This is a genomic window from Mesorhizobium sp. M1A.F.Ca.IN.022.07.1.1 (assembly GCF_003997575.1).
GTDB lineage: Bacteria > Pseudomonadota > Alphaproteobacteria > Rhizobiales > Rhizobiaceae > Mesorhizobium.
The window spans coordinates 1-14,967 of record NZ_RZST01000019.1 but is presented as its reverse complement, the minus strand read 5'-3'; the positions used below and the strand labels follow the sequence as shown (position 1 = coordinate 14,967).

19 protein-coding genes are annotated in these 14,967 nt (G+C 62.3%); 10 read left to right on the top strand and 9 right to left on the bottom strand.

Translation table 11 applies throughout. The annotated features are described in order from the left end of the window. Positions 1-702 precede the first annotated feature (702 nt). Positions 703-1,110, top strand: coding sequence for a hypothetical protein (locus EOA75_RS04570; protein ID WP_067321684.1), 408 nt, complete (start codon positions 703-705; stop codon positions 1,108-1,110). 283 nt (positions 1,111-1,393) lie between these two features. On the opposite strand, the gene EOA75_RS04565 is transcribed toward EOA75_RS04570, so the two are convergent. From EOA75_RS04565 to EOA75_RS04555, 3 genes are all read right to left on the bottom strand, one after another. Then, positions 1,394-1,741, bottom strand: a complete 348-nt coding sequence (locus EOA75_RS04565; protein WP_245299725.1) for a hypothetical protein — start codon at positions 1,739-1,741, stop codon at positions 1,394-1,396. A gap of 395 nt (positions 1,742-2,136) precedes the next feature. Then, positions 2,137-2,388, bottom strand: coding sequence for a polymerase (locus EOA75_RS04560; protein ID WP_127323719.1), 252 nt, complete (start codon positions 2,386-2,388; stop codon positions 2,137-2,139). 316 nt (positions 2,389-2,704) lie between these two features. After that, positions 2,705-3,520: a DUF1236 domain-containing protein gene (locus tag EOA75_RS04555; protein WP_067321677.1), complete on the bottom strand. Its 816-nt coding sequence runs from the start codon at positions 3,518-3,520 to the stop codon at positions 2,705-2,707. Between the two features lie 221 nt (positions 3,521-3,741). Between EOA75_RS04555 and EOA75_RS04550 the strand changes: the two genes are divergently transcribed. Together EOA75_RS04550 and EOA75_RS04545 are read left to right on the top strand one after the other, a co-directional pair. After that, positions 3,742-4,044, top strand: coding sequence for a DUF1236 domain-containing protein (locus EOA75_RS04550; RefSeq protein WP_067001081.1), 303 nt, complete (start codon positions 3,742-3,744; stop codon positions 4,042-4,044). Between the two features lie 260 nt (positions 4,045-4,304). Beyond that, positions 4,305-4,523 (top strand): hypothetical protein, encoded by a 219-nt coding sequence (locus tag EOA75_RS04545; protein WP_067001044.1) that lies wholly within the window; start codon positions 4,305-4,307, stop codon positions 4,521-4,523. 147 nt (positions 4,524-4,670) lie between these two features. On the opposite strand, the gene EOA75_RS04540 is transcribed toward EOA75_RS04545, so the two are convergent. Beyond that, positions 4,671-5,024, bottom strand: coding sequence for a DUF982 domain-containing protein (locus EOA75_RS04540; RefSeq protein WP_245322363.1), 354 nt, complete (start codon positions 5,022-5,024; stop codon positions 4,671-4,673). A gap of 203 nt (positions 5,025-5,227) precedes the next feature. Between EOA75_RS04540 and EOA75_RS04535 the strand changes: the two genes are divergently transcribed. The 3 genes from EOA75_RS04535 to EOA75_RS04525 all read left to right on the top strand — a co-directional run bounded on the left by EOA75_RS04535 (position 5,228) and on the right by EOA75_RS04525 (position 6,171). Beyond that, positions 5,228-5,527 (top strand): DUF1236 domain-containing protein, encoded by a 300-nt coding sequence (locus EOA75_RS04535; RefSeq protein ID WP_067001089.1) that lies wholly within the window; start codon positions 5,228-5,230, stop codon positions 5,525-5,527. A 74-nt stretch (positions 5,528-5,601) separates the two neighbouring features. Then, a complete protein-coding gene (locus tag EOA75_RS04530; protein WP_067001047.1) occupies positions 5,602-5,811 on the top strand; it encodes a hypothetical protein in 210 nt (69 codons plus the stop codon). Positions 5,812-5,919: 108 nt separating this feature from the next. Next, on the top strand, positions 5,920-6,171 hold the full coding sequence (locus EOA75_RS04525; protein ID WP_067321674.1) for a DUF2934 domain-containing protein: 252 nt from the start codon (positions 5,920-5,922) through the stop codon (positions 6,169-6,171). Positions 6,172-6,264: 93 nt separating this feature from the next. On the opposite strand, the gene EOA75_RS04520 is transcribed toward EOA75_RS04525, so the two are convergent. The 3 genes from EOA75_RS04520 to EOA75_RS04510 all read right to left on the bottom strand — a co-directional run bounded on the left by EOA75_RS04520 (position 6,265) and on the right by EOA75_RS04510 (position 8,240). Next, complete coding sequence (locus EOA75_RS04520) at positions 6,265-6,477, bottom strand: hypothetical protein (protein WP_067001092.1); 213 nt, start codon at positions 6,475-6,477, stop codon at positions 6,265-6,267. A 244-nt stretch (positions 6,478-6,721) separates the two neighbouring features. After that, a complete protein-coding gene (locus EOA75_RS04515; protein ID WP_127323718.1) occupies positions 6,722-7,069 on the bottom strand; it encodes a hypothetical protein in 348 nt (115 codons plus the stop codon). An 82-nt stretch (positions 7,070-7,151) separates the two neighbouring features. Further along, the gene (locus EOA75_RS04510; RefSeq protein WP_127323717.1) at positions 7,152-8,240 is read right to left on the bottom strand and encodes a GSU2403 family nucleotidyltransferase fold protein; all 1,089 of its coding nucleotides are present in this window, start codon (positions 8,238-8,240) and stop codon (positions 7,152-7,154) included. A gap of 463 nt (positions 8,241-8,703) precedes the next feature. Between EOA75_RS04510 and EOA75_RS33900 the strand changes: the two genes are divergently transcribed. Continuing rightward, positions 8,704-8,847: a hypothetical protein gene (locus EOA75_RS33900; RefSeq protein WP_164747276.1), complete on the top strand. Its 144-nt coding sequence runs from the start codon at positions 8,704-8,706 to the stop codon at positions 8,845-8,847. 124 nt (positions 8,848-8,971) lie between these two features. Continuing rightward, positions 8,972-9,217 (top strand): hypothetical protein, encoded by a 246-nt coding sequence (locus tag EOA75_RS04505; RefSeq protein WP_127216647.1) that lies wholly within the window; start codon positions 8,972-8,974, stop codon positions 9,215-9,217. An 88-nt stretch (positions 9,218-9,305) separates the two neighbouring features. Here EOA75_RS04505 and EOA75_RS04500 read toward each other — a convergent pair whose 3' ends face one another. Together EOA75_RS04500 and EOA75_RS04495 are read right to left on the bottom strand one after the other, a co-directional pair. Further along, complete coding sequence (locus EOA75_RS04500) at positions 9,306-13,208, bottom strand: tetratricopeptide repeat protein (RefSeq protein WP_127216646.1); 3,903 nt, start codon at positions 13,206-13,208, stop codon at positions 9,306-9,308. A 199-nt stretch (positions 13,209-13,407) separates the two neighbouring features. Next, the gene (locus tag EOA75_RS04495) at positions 13,408-14,040 is read right to left on the bottom strand and encodes an XRE family transcriptional regulator (protein WP_067321658.1); all 633 of its coding nucleotides are present in this window, start codon (positions 14,038-14,040) and stop codon (positions 13,408-13,410) included. Between the two features lie 80 nt (positions 14,041-14,120). Between EOA75_RS04495 and EOA75_RS04490 the strand changes: the two genes are divergently transcribed. Continuing rightward, complete coding sequence (locus EOA75_RS04490; RefSeq protein ID WP_245466560.1) at positions 14,121-14,420, top strand: hypothetical protein; 300 nt, start codon at positions 14,121-14,123, stop codon at positions 14,418-14,420. Continuing rightward, a complete protein-coding gene (locus EOA75_RS04485; RefSeq protein ID WP_127216645.1) occupies positions 14,417-14,728 on the top strand; it encodes a hypothetical protein in 312 nt (103 codons plus the stop codon). Before EOA75_RS04490 ends, EOA75_RS04485 begins: the two co-directional genes overlap by 4 nt. Positions 14,729-14,967 lie beyond the last annotated feature (239 nt).

Below are 14,967 nucleotides of genomic sequence, written 5' to 3'. Positions count from 1 at the left end.
GGCATTTTGTTTGGCTTGACGGCAATGCATTGGAACGATGGCTACTGACCCAGGGAAGGCCGGGGGGAATCCTGGTTGCGGCGAGCAGAAACGCCACGCCGAGGCACAGGCGGAGTTCAAAAAAAGGCTCGCCCTTGAGGCGAGCCCAAAAGTAGCAAAAGCCGAGGTGGTCAGACGGCTTCTACCCGCGTCCGAAGGTTAACATGCGGGGGTGTACCGACCGAATAACATTAGTTAAGGAATAGCTAAAAATCCCTCGGCGTCCGCACCGCTGGAAGCCTTTCGTCGGTTTTGGTCGGCGTTGTGCCACGTGTTTGAAACGGTGGCAGAACCGACGGCGGTGACGCAGACCGGGTAGTCGAAAATCGGCGCGCCGAAAACGAGTTTGACCGGGAGCTGCGTGGTCAGCTCCCGGCCCCCGGTTGCCACCCCCGAGATCTCGCTGTGAATGTCGTGCTACGATATAAAAGCCGGCGTTGGAATGGGGAACGGGCAATTTCTTTTGCGAGCCGCCCTGCATTGGGGAAAACAACTGCGGGCCCGGGAGCGCTGCCCCGCCGCCGCCGACCTTGCGAGTCTTTTTGCCTCGCCTGACGCTGTGCGCAATGCACACCAAAACGTCGCTGTCGTGTGGCTAATATGCATTGCGGTGTGTAGACTTAGCGGGTGAAGGATTTCACAGGGCATTGGGAGGACAACAAAATGCCACGGGTTTCGGAGCTTTTCTTCAAGACGGCCATCGTCTTTCTCATCCTGGGCATAGGCGCCGGGCTGCAGATGGCGATTTCGGGCGACCACGGCGCCTTCCCGGCGCACGCCCACATCAACCTTCTCGGCTGGGTGACCAGCGCGATCTTCGGCGGTTACTACGCGCTCAATCCGGCCAAGGCCGAGCGCCGCATCGCCATGATCCACTACGGTCTCTACACGGTTGGCCTCGTGATCATGCTGCCGGCGCTCTACTGGATGCTGGCCGCAGGCCATCCGGAGATCGAGCCGGTCGTGGCGATCGGCTCGCTGATCGTCGCCGCCGCGGTGCTGACCTTTGCCTTCATCGTCTTCTCGTCCGCAGAGACGGTGCGCTCGGCCACGGTTGCTCCGGCGCAGTAACGGTGCACCCAACAGCGCGTCGCCTGAACCGGCCCAGTGCGACGCGCTCAATTGCTCGATCGCACGCGGCCAAGATTGGCACGTCATCCTGTGGCGGAGCAGGGAGCGAAGCGACGCGGCGCAGACTGCAGGCCGTAAGCTCAGAGCGTGACGACGGTTGAGAATTCCGCCGCGCTGCGTTCCTCGACGAGGTCACAGCGTGGGTTCTCGGGTCTTCGCTCCGCTTCGCGTCGCTACGCCCAACGATGACGGCGTTGGGGCTTCGGCCGGACGCTGAGCCGCCTTACGGCAGCAGCCTCGGGAACAGCCGCGAGATCAGCGCGTGGACGATGCCGTCGCGCTCGAACGGGCCGGGCAGCTTGGCGGGGGCGCCGGCGTCGCTCGCCTTGCTCTCGTCCGTGGCCCGGCCTTCGGCTTGCACGAGCCACAGCACGGCCACGAAGTAGCCTGCCTGCAGCACCACGCCCGCCAGGAACGTCCAGCCAAGCGACTGCCAGACGGACCCGGTGGACATGAAGGTCCAGCCGAGAACCACCAGAAGCGTTGCCGTCATTCCCACAAGAAACTGCGGAAAATACATTTGCCCAACCGAGCGCCGCGACCAGTTAGGGTCTTCGACGATCTCGCCCATTGCTCTACCCATTTTGACCCTTGCACTTTTTCCGCCAGGATCGCAAGACTTCACGCAGACCCCTTGCCATAGGTCTTAATTCCGGCCCGCCGAAGGACCTACGCCTGAGGAACCCAGCCGAGGCCGATTCCGTTCCCTCGCGGAACGATGATCAGGAGTAGCTAATGGACGGCAGCGTCTACGCGGCGCGCTGGCTTGTTGCGCCTGCTTTTGGAACGCGCATCGTCTTCGCCGCTGCCGCAATGCTGCTGAGCTGACGCCCTCTGACGATCGCCGCAGTGCCCGCCCGCCGAGCACGTCCCTTCATCGGCGGGAGGCCGACCTCTCCGCCTTTCCGCGAAAGAAGTGGAGGGTTAGCTCTGACCCCCATTTCGGCCGGATCACGTCGCGGCCGGCTAGGGGCTGGCCCACCGGCTATCGGGATTGGGCCTTCGCTGCACCATTCTTGTATCGAAGGCGTCGGGCAGGCGAACGTGCGCCAGCGCCCTGACCGATCCCGTTCTCATGGCATCCGGCGGCAAGAGGATGACCATCTTGGCCTCGCGATCCGGCCAGAGTGGCCTGCCGCCTGCGAAGAACACAAGCGCCACAACGCAGATCAGAAGAACGGCGGCGAACAGGTTCGCAATGATCTCTCCGAGTTGCATGCAGCACCCCCAAAAGGAGCACCCGCCGCATCGCAGGTAGCGGCGGGTGCAACAACAACCGACGATGAAGGGACCCATGCTCGCCAGTCATGATCCAACAAGATAACTGCCTGTATGTTTCGAGAGGGGGACCAATGCCCTGCCAAACCAGACCTCAGTCCGACGGCTGTGTTCCGGTGAGGGCGGGCGATAAGGCTTTGATGGGGCTGCCCCGGCCTCGGGGAGAGGGGCGTTTGCGCCCGCGGCTGAAGCGACATAAGAAAAGCCCGCCATGCCATGCGGCACGGCAGGCCTCCTGTCTGAAATGCTGTCTGGATCAGGCCTCCAGGATCACGACGATCTTGTAGGTGTCCGGATCCACGATCACGATGCGCCCGTCGGCCAGCACGAAATACATATAGGTTTCGTAAGCCGGGACGATCTTGACGATGCGGGCCGGCAGGCGATGCAGCCGGATCTTTTGCCGCGGAACCTCGACCCCGACCGAGATGTCGAAGCTGACATCGCGAACCGGCTGGACGTTGGTCTCGCGGATGATCTGCGTGATCTGCGTCCGCTGCTCGACCGTCACATTGGTGATCGAGGCCGTCTTGTCCTGGTCGGTCTGGACGTTGCCCTGAGCGTTCTGCTCGGTCTGCATCTTGGTGGTGCCCTGGGCGTTCTGGTCGGTGGTGGTGCCGGTCTTGCCCTGAGCATTCTGCTCGGTCTGCACCTTTGTGTTGCTGTCAGCATTCTGTTCGGTGCTGGTGCCGGTCTTGTCCTGGGCCTGCTGTTTCTTCTTCAGCGTGGTATTGTCCTGAGCGTTCTGCTCAGTCTTTGTGTCGGCCTTGCCCTGCGCCTGCTGCTTCTTCTTCAGCTGCGTATTGTCCTCGGCGTTCTGCTCGGTGCTGGTGCCAGCCTCGCCCTGGGCATTCTGCTCAGTCTTCATCTTGGTGGTGCCCTGGGCATTCTGCTCGGTCTGAGACTTCATCTTGCCTTGGGCCTGCTCGCCAGCCTTGCCGCCCTTCGGGCAGTCGGCCTGGCCGGCGGCACAACTATCGCCGCCGCTCGGCTGCACGGACTCGGTCTGCGCCATCGCGGCGCCGCAACCAACGCCGAGCGCGATCATGCTCGTGATCAGAAGATGCTTCATCTGATTTCTCCTCGGAAAGTCGGTCCCTTCGTTGGTTAAACACGACTTGGAAGGCATTGTTCCGAGATTGTTTTGCCAAGCGGCGGCGGCGTTCTTACGCCGGCGGATGCGCGGAATTTTGCAGGAACAAGCCGCGGTCCTCGGCGTTAGGACGGTGCCGATCGGCTGTGGAAATCGCAGGCGCAGCAGAGGAGGCGATTGACCACACAAAGGAGACGACCATGAAAATGCACATCACCACCGCCGCCGCGGCCCTCCTGCTTCTCGCCGGCGCTGGCGCCGTCGCTGCGCAGGACACCGTCGTGATCGCGCCCGAGCAGGAAACCGTCATCAAGGAATATGTGCAAAAGCAGCCGCTGGCTTCGGTGAAGGTTCCCGGCATCGAGCTGAACATCGGCAGCACGCTTCCCGAGACGGTCGAACTGCACGAGGTGCCGAACGTCAAATATCGCTATGTCGTGGTCGATAACCGGACTGTGATCGTCGACCCCGGCACGCGCAAGATCATCAAGGTGCTCAATTAACCGACAGCGTAATCGGCCGAACGGATGGCCCGCCGCCGGTCACGGCGGCGGGCAGTTAACGGAAAATTATTAATTTACGATATGCTAACGGAACCTTTGACCCACACCCAAGTTGGGCGCTTTGGGTCAAATCTGTCTCATAGGCAACACAAACGGGTGGCAGAAACAAACCTGTCTCATAGGCAACACAAACCGGTGGCAGAGAGCAGAATCGGGCGGCGGCGAACAGGCATGGGCAGGGGCGAGGAGGACTAGTTAACATGTCGAAACGAGAAATCGGAACATCCCGCTCGCTCGGGATGCGCGTCGCCGAGTTGCGGGCCAGGATGGAAGACGCCCACATCACCGCACATGAAATAAAGACCTTCCAGAAGGTCGCGGCCATAATGGGGGGCGGCGATGGCTCCCTACGCATCGATGCGGACGATCTGATCGCCGCATCTTTCCTCACCGAGTCGTGCGAAGCTTCGCTGAACTGACAGCCGTTATCGATGTCGACTGGCTGCCGTCCAGCACTGGGCGGCAGTGAGCGGCGCTACGCGACAAAAGCCTTCGGCCGCGAGGGCTTTTTCGATGATGCTTGGTTCGATAAGCCCGATCCTATAGGCCCAGACTTCAGCGGCCTGTCACGCCAGCGGCCATTGCCGGCGCTGCTGGCTTATGCTCCTGGCCTTGAGACGTCTGATCTTGGCTTCGCGTAGCGCGGTGACGGGGTCGACGCCGGTCCACAGAATGCCGGCCTTCTGAGCGAATGCCACGAAGGCCTGCCGCGCTTCCCCGAGTTTCCTCTCGCCTGTCCGCGCCGCCTCGCAGGTCTGCACGGCCGCGGCATAACAGTCGCCGCGCATTGCCGGCGGCCATTCTTTGAGGAAATTCTGCATCGCCGCCAGGGAAGCGATCTCGCGCTTGAAACCGGCCCCGACTGCGATCGCCACCGGCGCGCGGAGCGGCATGTCGCTTGTGATGTGAACTGCAGTCATGGCGGGCCTTTGCTGGTCGAATTTATTCAATTCAAACAATGCGAAGCTGCCCCGGCGGTTCCGCCGGCAACAATCAATTAGGCGCCGCAGACGGAACAAGACCCCAATGCACGCGTTTGCCCCGGGAGCTCCTATGTTCGACCTGCCAGGTTTCCGCGACGGCGGAGGCGGGCGGAGCTCGCCAACACAACAGGAGACTTATGATGAAACGCACCCTTATTCCTGCTGTTGCCGGCCTTGCTCTGATCGCCGGCGTAGGCTTTGCCGCTGCGGACCAGATCATCGTCACGCCGGAGCAGCAGACTGTCGTCAAGGAATATGTCCACAAGCACCCGATCGCCTCGGTCAACATACTGGGGCTGGAACTGGGCGTCGGCTCGACGGTGCCTGACACGGTCGAGCTGCGGGAGGTGCCGGACGTTCAGTACAGATATGCCGTGGTCAACGATCGCACTGTCCTGATCGATCCTGGTACACGCAGGGTCATCCACGTCATCGAGTGATCTTACGCTTACGAGCCCCGATCCTCCCGCCATGCCGGCGGGGGGATGCCGGCTCCTAGGAAGGAGTCGCAGCCATGCATCACCCCCATGTCGAATCAGTCGACTGTGCAAAGGCGGTCGACCAGCTTCTGGCCGAACGCCGCACTGGCCTCTTATCGATGAAGGAAGCGATTGGCCTGCTGCGCAGGCGCACCGGAACCGAACGCTCTGACGCCGATTTAGCCGCATTGATTACAAAGAAGGCGGCGTATCTGGGCGTTGCGATCGTCTCCGACGTGCACTGAAGAAATCGCTGCCGACGTTCAGGCACCTACGCGTCGATGCGCAAGACGCCACCGGAAAATTCAGCTAATGTTTCCGTCGGGGAGCGGCCCCACTCAAAGGAGGCGACAGTGACGGACGACAGGCAGGAACGCATTCGCCGGCGGGCGCACGAGATCTGGGAGCAGGCCGGCCGGCCGGAAGGCGCGCATATGGAGCACTGGGACCAGGCGGCCGCCGAGATCGACGCCGAAGTAAAGCCGAAGTCCAAGGCCGCGCCCAAAAAGACGGCCGCCGCCAAGCCGAAGTCGGCCAAGGCCGAAACGCCCGTCAAAGGCCCCGCCAAGGCCAAGGCTCCTGCCAAGCCGAAAGCCAAGACCTGACCCCAGCGGCCGTTCCGCCGCTGCCATCCGCACAATCGAAATGTAGCAAGCCCGCGCCCGAAGATTTAGGGCGCGGAGGTGGAGGCTGAACGGCTATCGCCTCCCTTGCTTTCTGGCGTATTGCGCAACGGCGCAGAGGAAAGCCAGCGCGGCGGTATCGCAGGCCGCCCGCGACGGCGACGGACCCTTGGCAAAAAGCACCGCGTCCGCGATCGGGATCGTCAGCCCATGCTTCCTGGCGAATGAGGTGACTTCGTAAGGCTGATCGTCGGCTGGTGCGCCGATGTCGATTTGCTGGTCTATCAAACGAGTTCCTCCCTGGTACGCGACTATGCCTTTTCGCCCGAAAGGAATTAACTACCGGCCGCTCGCCCGCGTCCACCAATTGGCAATTGTGTGAAACGATACATTTGTCGAGGTGCATCCGAAAGTTGCAAAAGGGAATTCTCTGCACCCGGCGCGGGCGGAAACCGTTCCGCCGCCGCGCTCCTTTGCGCCCCCTCTGTCTCCTCGCGATTGGTGGTCTTCTTCCGCGAAGAAGGAAGACATCTCACTCCCAAGCATCGCTGGATTTTGCAAAGCGCACGCCCGCCGCAGTCATCGCGCACTCGCATTCGCTGATCAGCCTGAGGTTCCTCAAATATCGCGCGATCGTTTCGGGCAGCCAGGCCGCGCAGGCCTCGACATAGGCGCGGCCGTGCACCAGCGTGCCGGTCGAAAGCCGGTCGTCCTTCTCCGCGATCACCTTCAGATATTGCCGGATGAAGCGGATGTCGTCGGCGATGTCCTGGCTGGCCATGCGCCACGCGCCGACCAGGCGTTCGCGCTCGGCGAGCGGCAAAGGCGAGAGCAATGGGTGGGAAAGGTCGGCGAAAGCGGCATGGTTCGCGGTGTTCAAGAATATCCCCTCAACGAAGGGCAATATCGTACATTAGGTACGAAAAGTAATCAAGAACGTTTCGTACAATTTGAACGATACCTCACCTGGACCGTCTCATGAAACCGTCGAGCTCGATGCGCGCTTCGTCGAGCGCCCTGCCGAGGACCAGGTCCACCATCTCGCGCCTGTCCGGCTGAAGCAGTTGCGAGCCTTTGCGCAGCGCCTCACGCCATGCTTCGCCCCGGTTCCACGCTTCCGCGAAGGCATGGGCGAGGTCGTCTCGCCGACGCGTCGTCTCGAGCGCCTCGATCAGCAGGCTCGCTTGATGCAGGTCCTTTTCCCGCTTGGCGGCAGCGCTTCGTTCGCGTCGCGCCGCGACGATCAGCTTGTGGGCCGCAAAGCGTTCGGGCGATGGGACCAGCACCGGCACGCCGGAGCGGTGGAGCAGCACTGCCCGCACCGGGTCGCGGATCAGGAAATCGAGGAAGCGCAAGGGCTGGGCCGAGGCGCCGCCCAGCGACGGCATCGGGCTGGCATGGTCAGCATGCTCGTCGCTGCCTCGGTTCGGAGTGAGGAATTCTATGCGGTAGCGCGAAGCATTCTCGAACTGCGTCGTGCGCCCCGCATCGGTTCGGTGCGGGATTTCCCGGAATGTCGGGTCGACCGCCTTCAGCACCTCGATGAGCGGCGGCATGCTGTCGTCGACTTCGGCCGAGACGGAATGGAACTGGGCAAAGTCGGCATCGCCGGTCTGCAGCGCGGCTCCTGGCAGTTTGACGCCGAGATGCCCTGCATAGGTCTGGAAGGCGACGGTGCCGACGAGCACCGCGCGCAGGCGGAAGAGCCCGGCCTTTTCCAGCGCCTCGACGACGTCGCCACTGAAAGCATCGGGCGCCGCCAGGCCGGCGTCGCGAACCAGCGTGGAGACCAGCTTGCGGCGAGCCCTGAGATCGTCCTTGATCTCCTTGAAGGCCGCGACCCGTTTGGCGATCTCGGGATCTTCCGCCGGGCCGACATAGCACCTGAACTTTTGCGGCCGCGTCTCTTCGAAATACCAGTAGTCGCGGCCTTTCACCGGCACGCGCACGAAATTGCCTGCCGTCGAGAATTCGGTCTCGAAGGAGGCATCCAGGCTGCGCTGCACCAGCTCGGCATAGAGGGTACGATAGGCAAGATCGATGGTTTTCATGGCCGCTCCCGGGCGTGCGCAGCCTTATAAGAAACCTGCAATTTTCTTATAACTGGGCCTTATTCGGCGAGATTCAAGAGCATTATAAGAAACTGGTAAAAATCTTATAACGACCGGCATCTCCTAAGAGAGATGGGCCGCTCTTCTGCGGATTGGGGAAACGGTTTGCCCGGTGCGGTCGACGTCACGCCCGAAGACTCGACCTGGAAGGCGTTGAGGCCGGGCTTGGAAGCTTGGAGCAGCGCAGCTTCCGTTACGCCGATTACGGCTGCCGGGCGAGCACACTACCTTGATCGTTTCCGGAAACGTGTTCGTTGGCGCCAACCGACAAGCCGCCGCTGCTTTTTTCGAGGGACGCGGGCCGGCTACGCCTTCGCCGTCGACCGCGCGAAGCACGCAGGCGACCCGCTGATCGCGGCGAACAAGGACACGCTCACAACCCGGCGCTGAACGACCGGCATTTTTGAAGGGTGCTAACGGCGCCATCGGCACCATGGACATGGCGAAGATGGAAGCGATGGGCGGGTATTTGTTTGCCTCGGGAATACTGCTCGACCGCAACGGCAAGGCGTTGAAGGAAAGGCCATACTTCGAGACCTACCCGTAGCGCAGGTAATTGTTGCAGTGGCCGGCGTTACGCGCGCCATGACATGATTGAGCATGTCGAGTTGCGCCGAAAGCGCTTGCGAGACCGCGCTGTCCGGAGCTGAAAGCAGGAGCGGTGCATATCTGTGCCGCAGATCGGCGACCGCCTGTCTGCTGGTATTGCGCACTTCTGTTTGGCTTCCGGTCTGGGCGGCGGCAGTGATCTTGCGCAGCATCGCATCGTAGTCGTCCGGAAATTCGCGTGCGATAGCCTCAACGATCTGGAGATCCTGCTTCCGGATCTAGGCATCGATGTAGGCGGTGGTCACAGGCTGGGGCGGCTTCGCCACCGACTCATGGTGATATCTGCCGCCGCCGAACATCGCTGGTAGCACTTTTGCCTCAACGAAGCTCAAAGGGGACGACCGCCTCCACCTGCAACCATTTCCAACGCGACATCCGCCCCTCTAAAATGCCTGTCTAGTTCAGTCCGAGGCTCAGCGCCTTCTTGCGGTCGGCCTCGGCGCGCTTCAAATCGCCCTTAGCTCTCCAGGAATGTGCCCTCAAATCGTAGGCGTCGGCATATGTCGGGTCGATCTCGATAGAGCGGCTGTACTCGGCGATGGCGCCATCGTGGTCGCCTTGGCTTTCCTTGATTGCACCTAGACCGAAATGGGCGCCAGCGCTCTTCTTCCGGTCCAGGCTGATCGCCTTGTTGAAGTCTCGCGTTGCGCTGTCGATGTCCTTTTTTGCCGCATAGGCAAAGCCGCGATCGATGTAGAAGCGCGCGACTTTGGGATCCAGTTCGATCGCCTTGTCGAAGTCTGTCATCGCACCCTCGTAATCGGCCTTCTCCAGCCTTTTGGTTGCCCGTCCGTAATAGGCCATGCTCCAACTCTGATCGATGTCGAGGCCTCGGTCATAGTCGGCTAACGCCCGGTCAAGCTCGTTTTTCTTCCCCCACAAAGCGGCACGCCCAAAATAGGCATCGCTGCTCTTCGGCGCGAGTTCGATGACCTTGCTGAAATCGGCAATGGCGCCATCATAGTCATGGGTGTCGGTGCGGACCATCGCCCGTCCGCGATAGCCGGCGGGGTTTTTCGGATCGAGCGCGATGGCCTGTTCGAACGCGGTGGTGGCGCGTGCATACTTGCGTTTCTTGTACCAGACGTAGCCGTGGTCGACGATGGTCTTCAACTTGCTCTGGTCAGAGCCGACAGGTTCGCTTCCGGCTGATTTGCGTTTGGCCGCCACGGCGAGCTTGCGGCCCTCCTCGGCTAGGGCCAGCCTTGGATCCAGCCTGAGCGCCTGGTCGTAGTCCGCAATCGCCTGGTCGTAATCGCCGTTGGCGAGCCAGGCGCTGCCACGCCCGAAATAGATTGGCGCAGAACTGGGGTCGATCTTGGCCGCGCGGCTGAAATCGGCGATCGCTCGATCCAGTTCGTTCTTCTTGCTCCAGGCGACGGCGCGGCCGAGGTAAGCTTCGACGTAGGCAGGATAGAGTTCGATCACCTTGCCGTAATCATCGATGGCCGCGTCATACTTGCCCTTCGCTACCAGCGACATGCCGCGCCCCAGATATGCGGACGCCATTTTCGGATCGAGCGTGATGGCTTTGTTGTATTCGGCAATGGCGCGATCAAATTTGTGCCTCTTGTAGAGGGCATCGCCGAGATCGATGAAAGCCTTGAGCTTCTTCGGATCAGGCCCGCCGGCTTCGGCCGCGACATCGCCTTTTCCTCTTGCCGCGTCGGCCGCCTTGCGGCTGACCAGGTAATCCGGATTGTGCGGGTCGAGGTCGATTGCCCGGTCGAAATCGGCGATGGCGCCGTCATAGTCCTTCCTGTCGGCCCGTGCCATGCCGCGCCCATAATAGCTGGCGGCGTCTTTCGGATCGATCGCGATCGCTAATGAATAGGCCGTGATCGCCCGCCCGCCGTCGCCCTTGGCGTGCCAGGCCATGCCCTTGCAAAAGAACGCGTCGCGCGCCTTCGGGTCGAGCGTGGCGGCATGGCCACAATCGGCAAGCGCGCCCTCGACATCGCCCGACATGGTTTTGGCCATCCCCCGGCGAATATGGGCCGAGACCAGATCCGGAACGAGCTGGATCACCCGATCGTAGTCGGCGATCGCCAGGTCGTAGGCGCGCTTGGCGGCCAAGGCCTTGCCGCGGCCGAAATAGGCGAATGGGCTACTGGGGTCGAGCGCGATCGCCTTCTCATACTCTGCGATGGCATGGTCATATTTGCCCGCGTCGGAAAAGGTGTCGCCGCTCTGCACGGCGCTCAGGACACGTGGGTCGGTCGCCTCGGCCGCCTCCAGCATCTTTGAAGCGGACAGTATTCGCGTTGGGCTCGCTTTGCCTTGGCCGAGTTGCTTGGCCAAGGTTTCAACGGCGGCCGCAACAGAGGGCTGCAACTGTTGCATGCCCACTGGCGGCGCCGGCCTGTTTTCGCCAACGGCAGCCTGCTCGTCACAGCTTCCAGTCCGCTTCAGGTCGAGTTCGATGGCACGCCGGCAATCGACTGCCGCGCCGGCCTGATCGCCCTTGAGCATCCGGGCGCGGCTGCGACCGAAATAGGCGTCGGCGTTTTCGGGATCGAGGCTGATGGCCTTGTCGAAATCGAGCAATGCGCCGTCCACGCCATATTTCGACAGCCGCATCTGGGCGCGCTCGAGCAGGATCCTGGCGGTCGCCGGATCCCTGCCTGGCTTCGCGGCGGTCGGCTTGCCTTGCTCGCCGGGCAGGTGTTCCCTGCACGTGCCTGCCCGCTTCGGGTCGAGCTCGACGGCTCGCCGGCAGTCGCCGACGGCGAGGTCGAAATTGCCAAGCAAGGCCTCCGCGATGGATCGGTGGTAGTAGGCATCGGCGTTGTAGGGATCGAGGCCGATGACAAAGCTGAATGTATCTATCGCGCCCTTGGGGTCGACCTGCATCTGCTGCAACCCCGATTTCATATTCCAGTCGATGGCGGCGGAATTGTCGCGCTTGGCATAGAGTTGCGGCGGCTCATACGTGGGAGGCGCGATAGGCTTGGCCGCCTGCGGCTCAGCTGGGATTGGGACATGAGCCTGACTGGTCGTAGCGCCCGGTGACTGCAGCACGGGTTGCCCCTCGGCCCTGCGCTTGCCAATCTGGACGCTCAGTCTTTCCTTTCGGTAGTCCGCGTTGGCCGGGTCGAGCGCGATTGCCTTGTCCAGGTCCGCTATTGCCTTATCAGGATCGCTCGCCTCCCAGACAAGCGCCCTCTCGAAATAAGATTTTGGATCGTCGGAACTGATGGAAATCGCTTTGTCGAGATCGGCAAGCGCCTCTTTCGAATTGCCGACTCGAGCCATAGTCATGCCGCGCACGCGGTAAGCCGGGGCGTTGGCCGGGTCGCGGCGTACGGCTTCATCCAGATCGGCGATAGCGCGGGCATAGTTCTTCTTTAAGCCCCAGCTCTTGGCGCGGTTGAAGTAGAATGCGGAACTTGCTGGATTGAGCCGGATCGCCTCGTCGAATGCGGCGATGGCGCGGGTATGGTCGCCCTTTTCCTGCCATTCTATGCCGACCGCATTTTGGGCGGTGGCGGTTTTCTCGCCACCTCCGTCGCGCGGCTCGCCAAAAGCCTCGGCGATCCGGCGTGAGCAATCACGCCCTTTGTCCGCATCGACGCCGGCGATGTGCTTGCAATCGGCTTCCGCGCGCCTGCGCTCGCCCTTGGCGATCCATGAAAGTGCGCGGTCATGGTAAGGCGTGATGGGGTCCGCGCGGACGCTCTCTGCTTTGTCATAGTCGGCTTGGGCCCGCGTGGCGTCGCCCTTGTCCTCCCAGGCGACGCCGCGCACGCCATAGGCCATCTCGTTGGCGGGATCGATGTCGATCGCCTTGTCGCATTCGACAATCGCACGGTCGTGCTCGCCTTTCTTGTTGAGTGCCCTGGCGCGGTCGGCATAGAGGTTGGCATCGTCCGGCGTGAGCGCGATTGCGCGAGTGTAGTCCGCGACGGCTCGCTCGAAATCTGCCTTGCTCTCCCAGGCAATGGCGCGATTGGTAAAGGCGGGCACGTATGTCGGATCAAGCGCGAGCACGTCGGTCATGTCGGCGATGACGCGGTCGATATCGTTCTTCTGCGTGTAAGCCAGGCCACGCCAGAAATAGGCGTTAACGCGAAGATCGGGAATCTCGGCGCTGTCCTCGGCGATGGGCGTGCAGACGCTAATCTGCTGGTCGGCGGAGAGGGCGCCGTCGCTGAAGCAAGTAGCGTAATCCTTGCTCTCTGCGAGGGCCGGACTGCGAAGCCCGCCAAGCGTCACCACTATTCCCGCCGGCGCCAAAAGCGGGCCAAATGAAAGCCATGCAACGAATGCGCGGGTGAACGCGCCGGTGCGGCGTGACATGTTTTGATCCTCCCCCCGGAGTTGCCGCGGCAGCGGCTGCAATTGCCTATATAGTTCCGTTTTTGTTCCGAAATGCAAGCAGAAATTGCGAACGCTATCCTGTGTTCGCTCTCGGCCAAAGAACGCAACCCTCAAAGCCTGGCAACGCGACGTTCTTCTTGTTCTTCGTTGAGCGACGGTTTCTCAGCGAGATTGTCTCTCACATATCGATCATTGAGCGCTTGACCCGCCCGATGATGGTGATCGCGCCTTCGAGCTCCGGCGGCGGGATGTCGAGATAGGACGCCGGCTGGAAGGGCGGGGTGTCGTTCGGGCGGTAGCGCTTGTAGGTGGCGCGGCCGGTTTCGTCGGCGATCACATAGCAGCCATTGGTCACCAGCCGCTTGTCGCGCAGGTTGACGAAGATGATCGAATCCGGCGGCGAGATCTTGTTCATCGACGGTCCGTCGACGCGCAGCGCAATCCACTCGCCTTCCTCGAGATCGGCGGTGGGGATGGTCGGGTAGTCCGAAAGGTTGACCACGCTGTCCTGGCTGCCGAGTTCGCCGGCGCTGATCCACGATACGATCGGCACGTCGATGGTGATGGGCGAGGCGGCGAGGTGCACAGGCGCGGCTTCGACGCCGTCGGCGTCAAACAAGAGCCAGCCCGGGTCGACGCCGAACAGCCGGCCGTATTTCTCCGCCGCCTTGCGCGACAGCGGCCGGTTGCCGTTCTCATGGCTGATAAGCGTGTTCTTGTTGATTTCGCGCAAGGCCCGAGCGGCATCGCTGGGCGAGGCATAGCCGGCCTGGGCGCGCGCCTGCTGCAATCTGTGCCGAGAATCCATCATCGTACAAAATGCCTGAAAATTATCGTCCAAATTGTACGATTTCGCTTGCACGTCATTCGTACATAACGTACGCTTAGCGCATGAATGAGCCTACCGCAAGCGTTTCCGCATTCCCTGCGAGCATCTCCGCCGCGAATGTGCCGGGGCCGCCCACGAGCATCTCGGGGCTAATTGATTCCTGGCAGAGTATCGGCGCCTTCGCCGCAGATGTCGGCTGCGGCTATGAAGCCGCCCGCCAGATGCGCCGTCGCGGACGCATCGCGCCGCAGCACTGGCCGCATGTGGTGGCCGCGAGCCGCAGGCGCGGCATTGCCGGTATCAGCTACGAATGGCTGGCGGGCCATCGCGCCCCGGCCGCCATGCAAGGGGAGGCGGCATGAACGCGCTTGCCTCGCCTGTCGAATTCCAATCGTCCGGACTGACCTCCTCCCCGGTCCGGACGCTTTCCGGGGCTTCTGCCTCGGATCCGGCTGAACCGTCCGCACCCCGGTTCACCGGAACGGCCGGAGCCGCTCCTCCCCCGGCTCCGGCCCCCAATTCGGGCCGGCTCGTCTCCTGCATCCGCACCGAGGACGGCACCGTCATCCTGTTCGACCGCAAGGCGGGCCTGGCGGTGTCGGGCCTGACCCGGGCCGCCGCCGAGGCGGCCCTTCTTCGCCTGCTTGGTGCGGCGCCCGGCGCCGCCTGATCTCAACCCTTTCCCGGACCTGACCAACCGCCCCGCGGCCGAACCCTGGCTCTTGGCTTCAAGTCGAGCGCTTCGCAACCTTCGCAAGCAATGGAATGAGACATGGCTGCCGCCTACACCGAAAAGGAAATCGACGAGATCGCCGCCTGGCTGAAGGAGGGGCTATCGGCCTCCCGCATCGCCGGCCGCTTCAGCGCGCTGCGCGGCAGCCCGGTCTCGCGCAACGCCATTATCGGCAT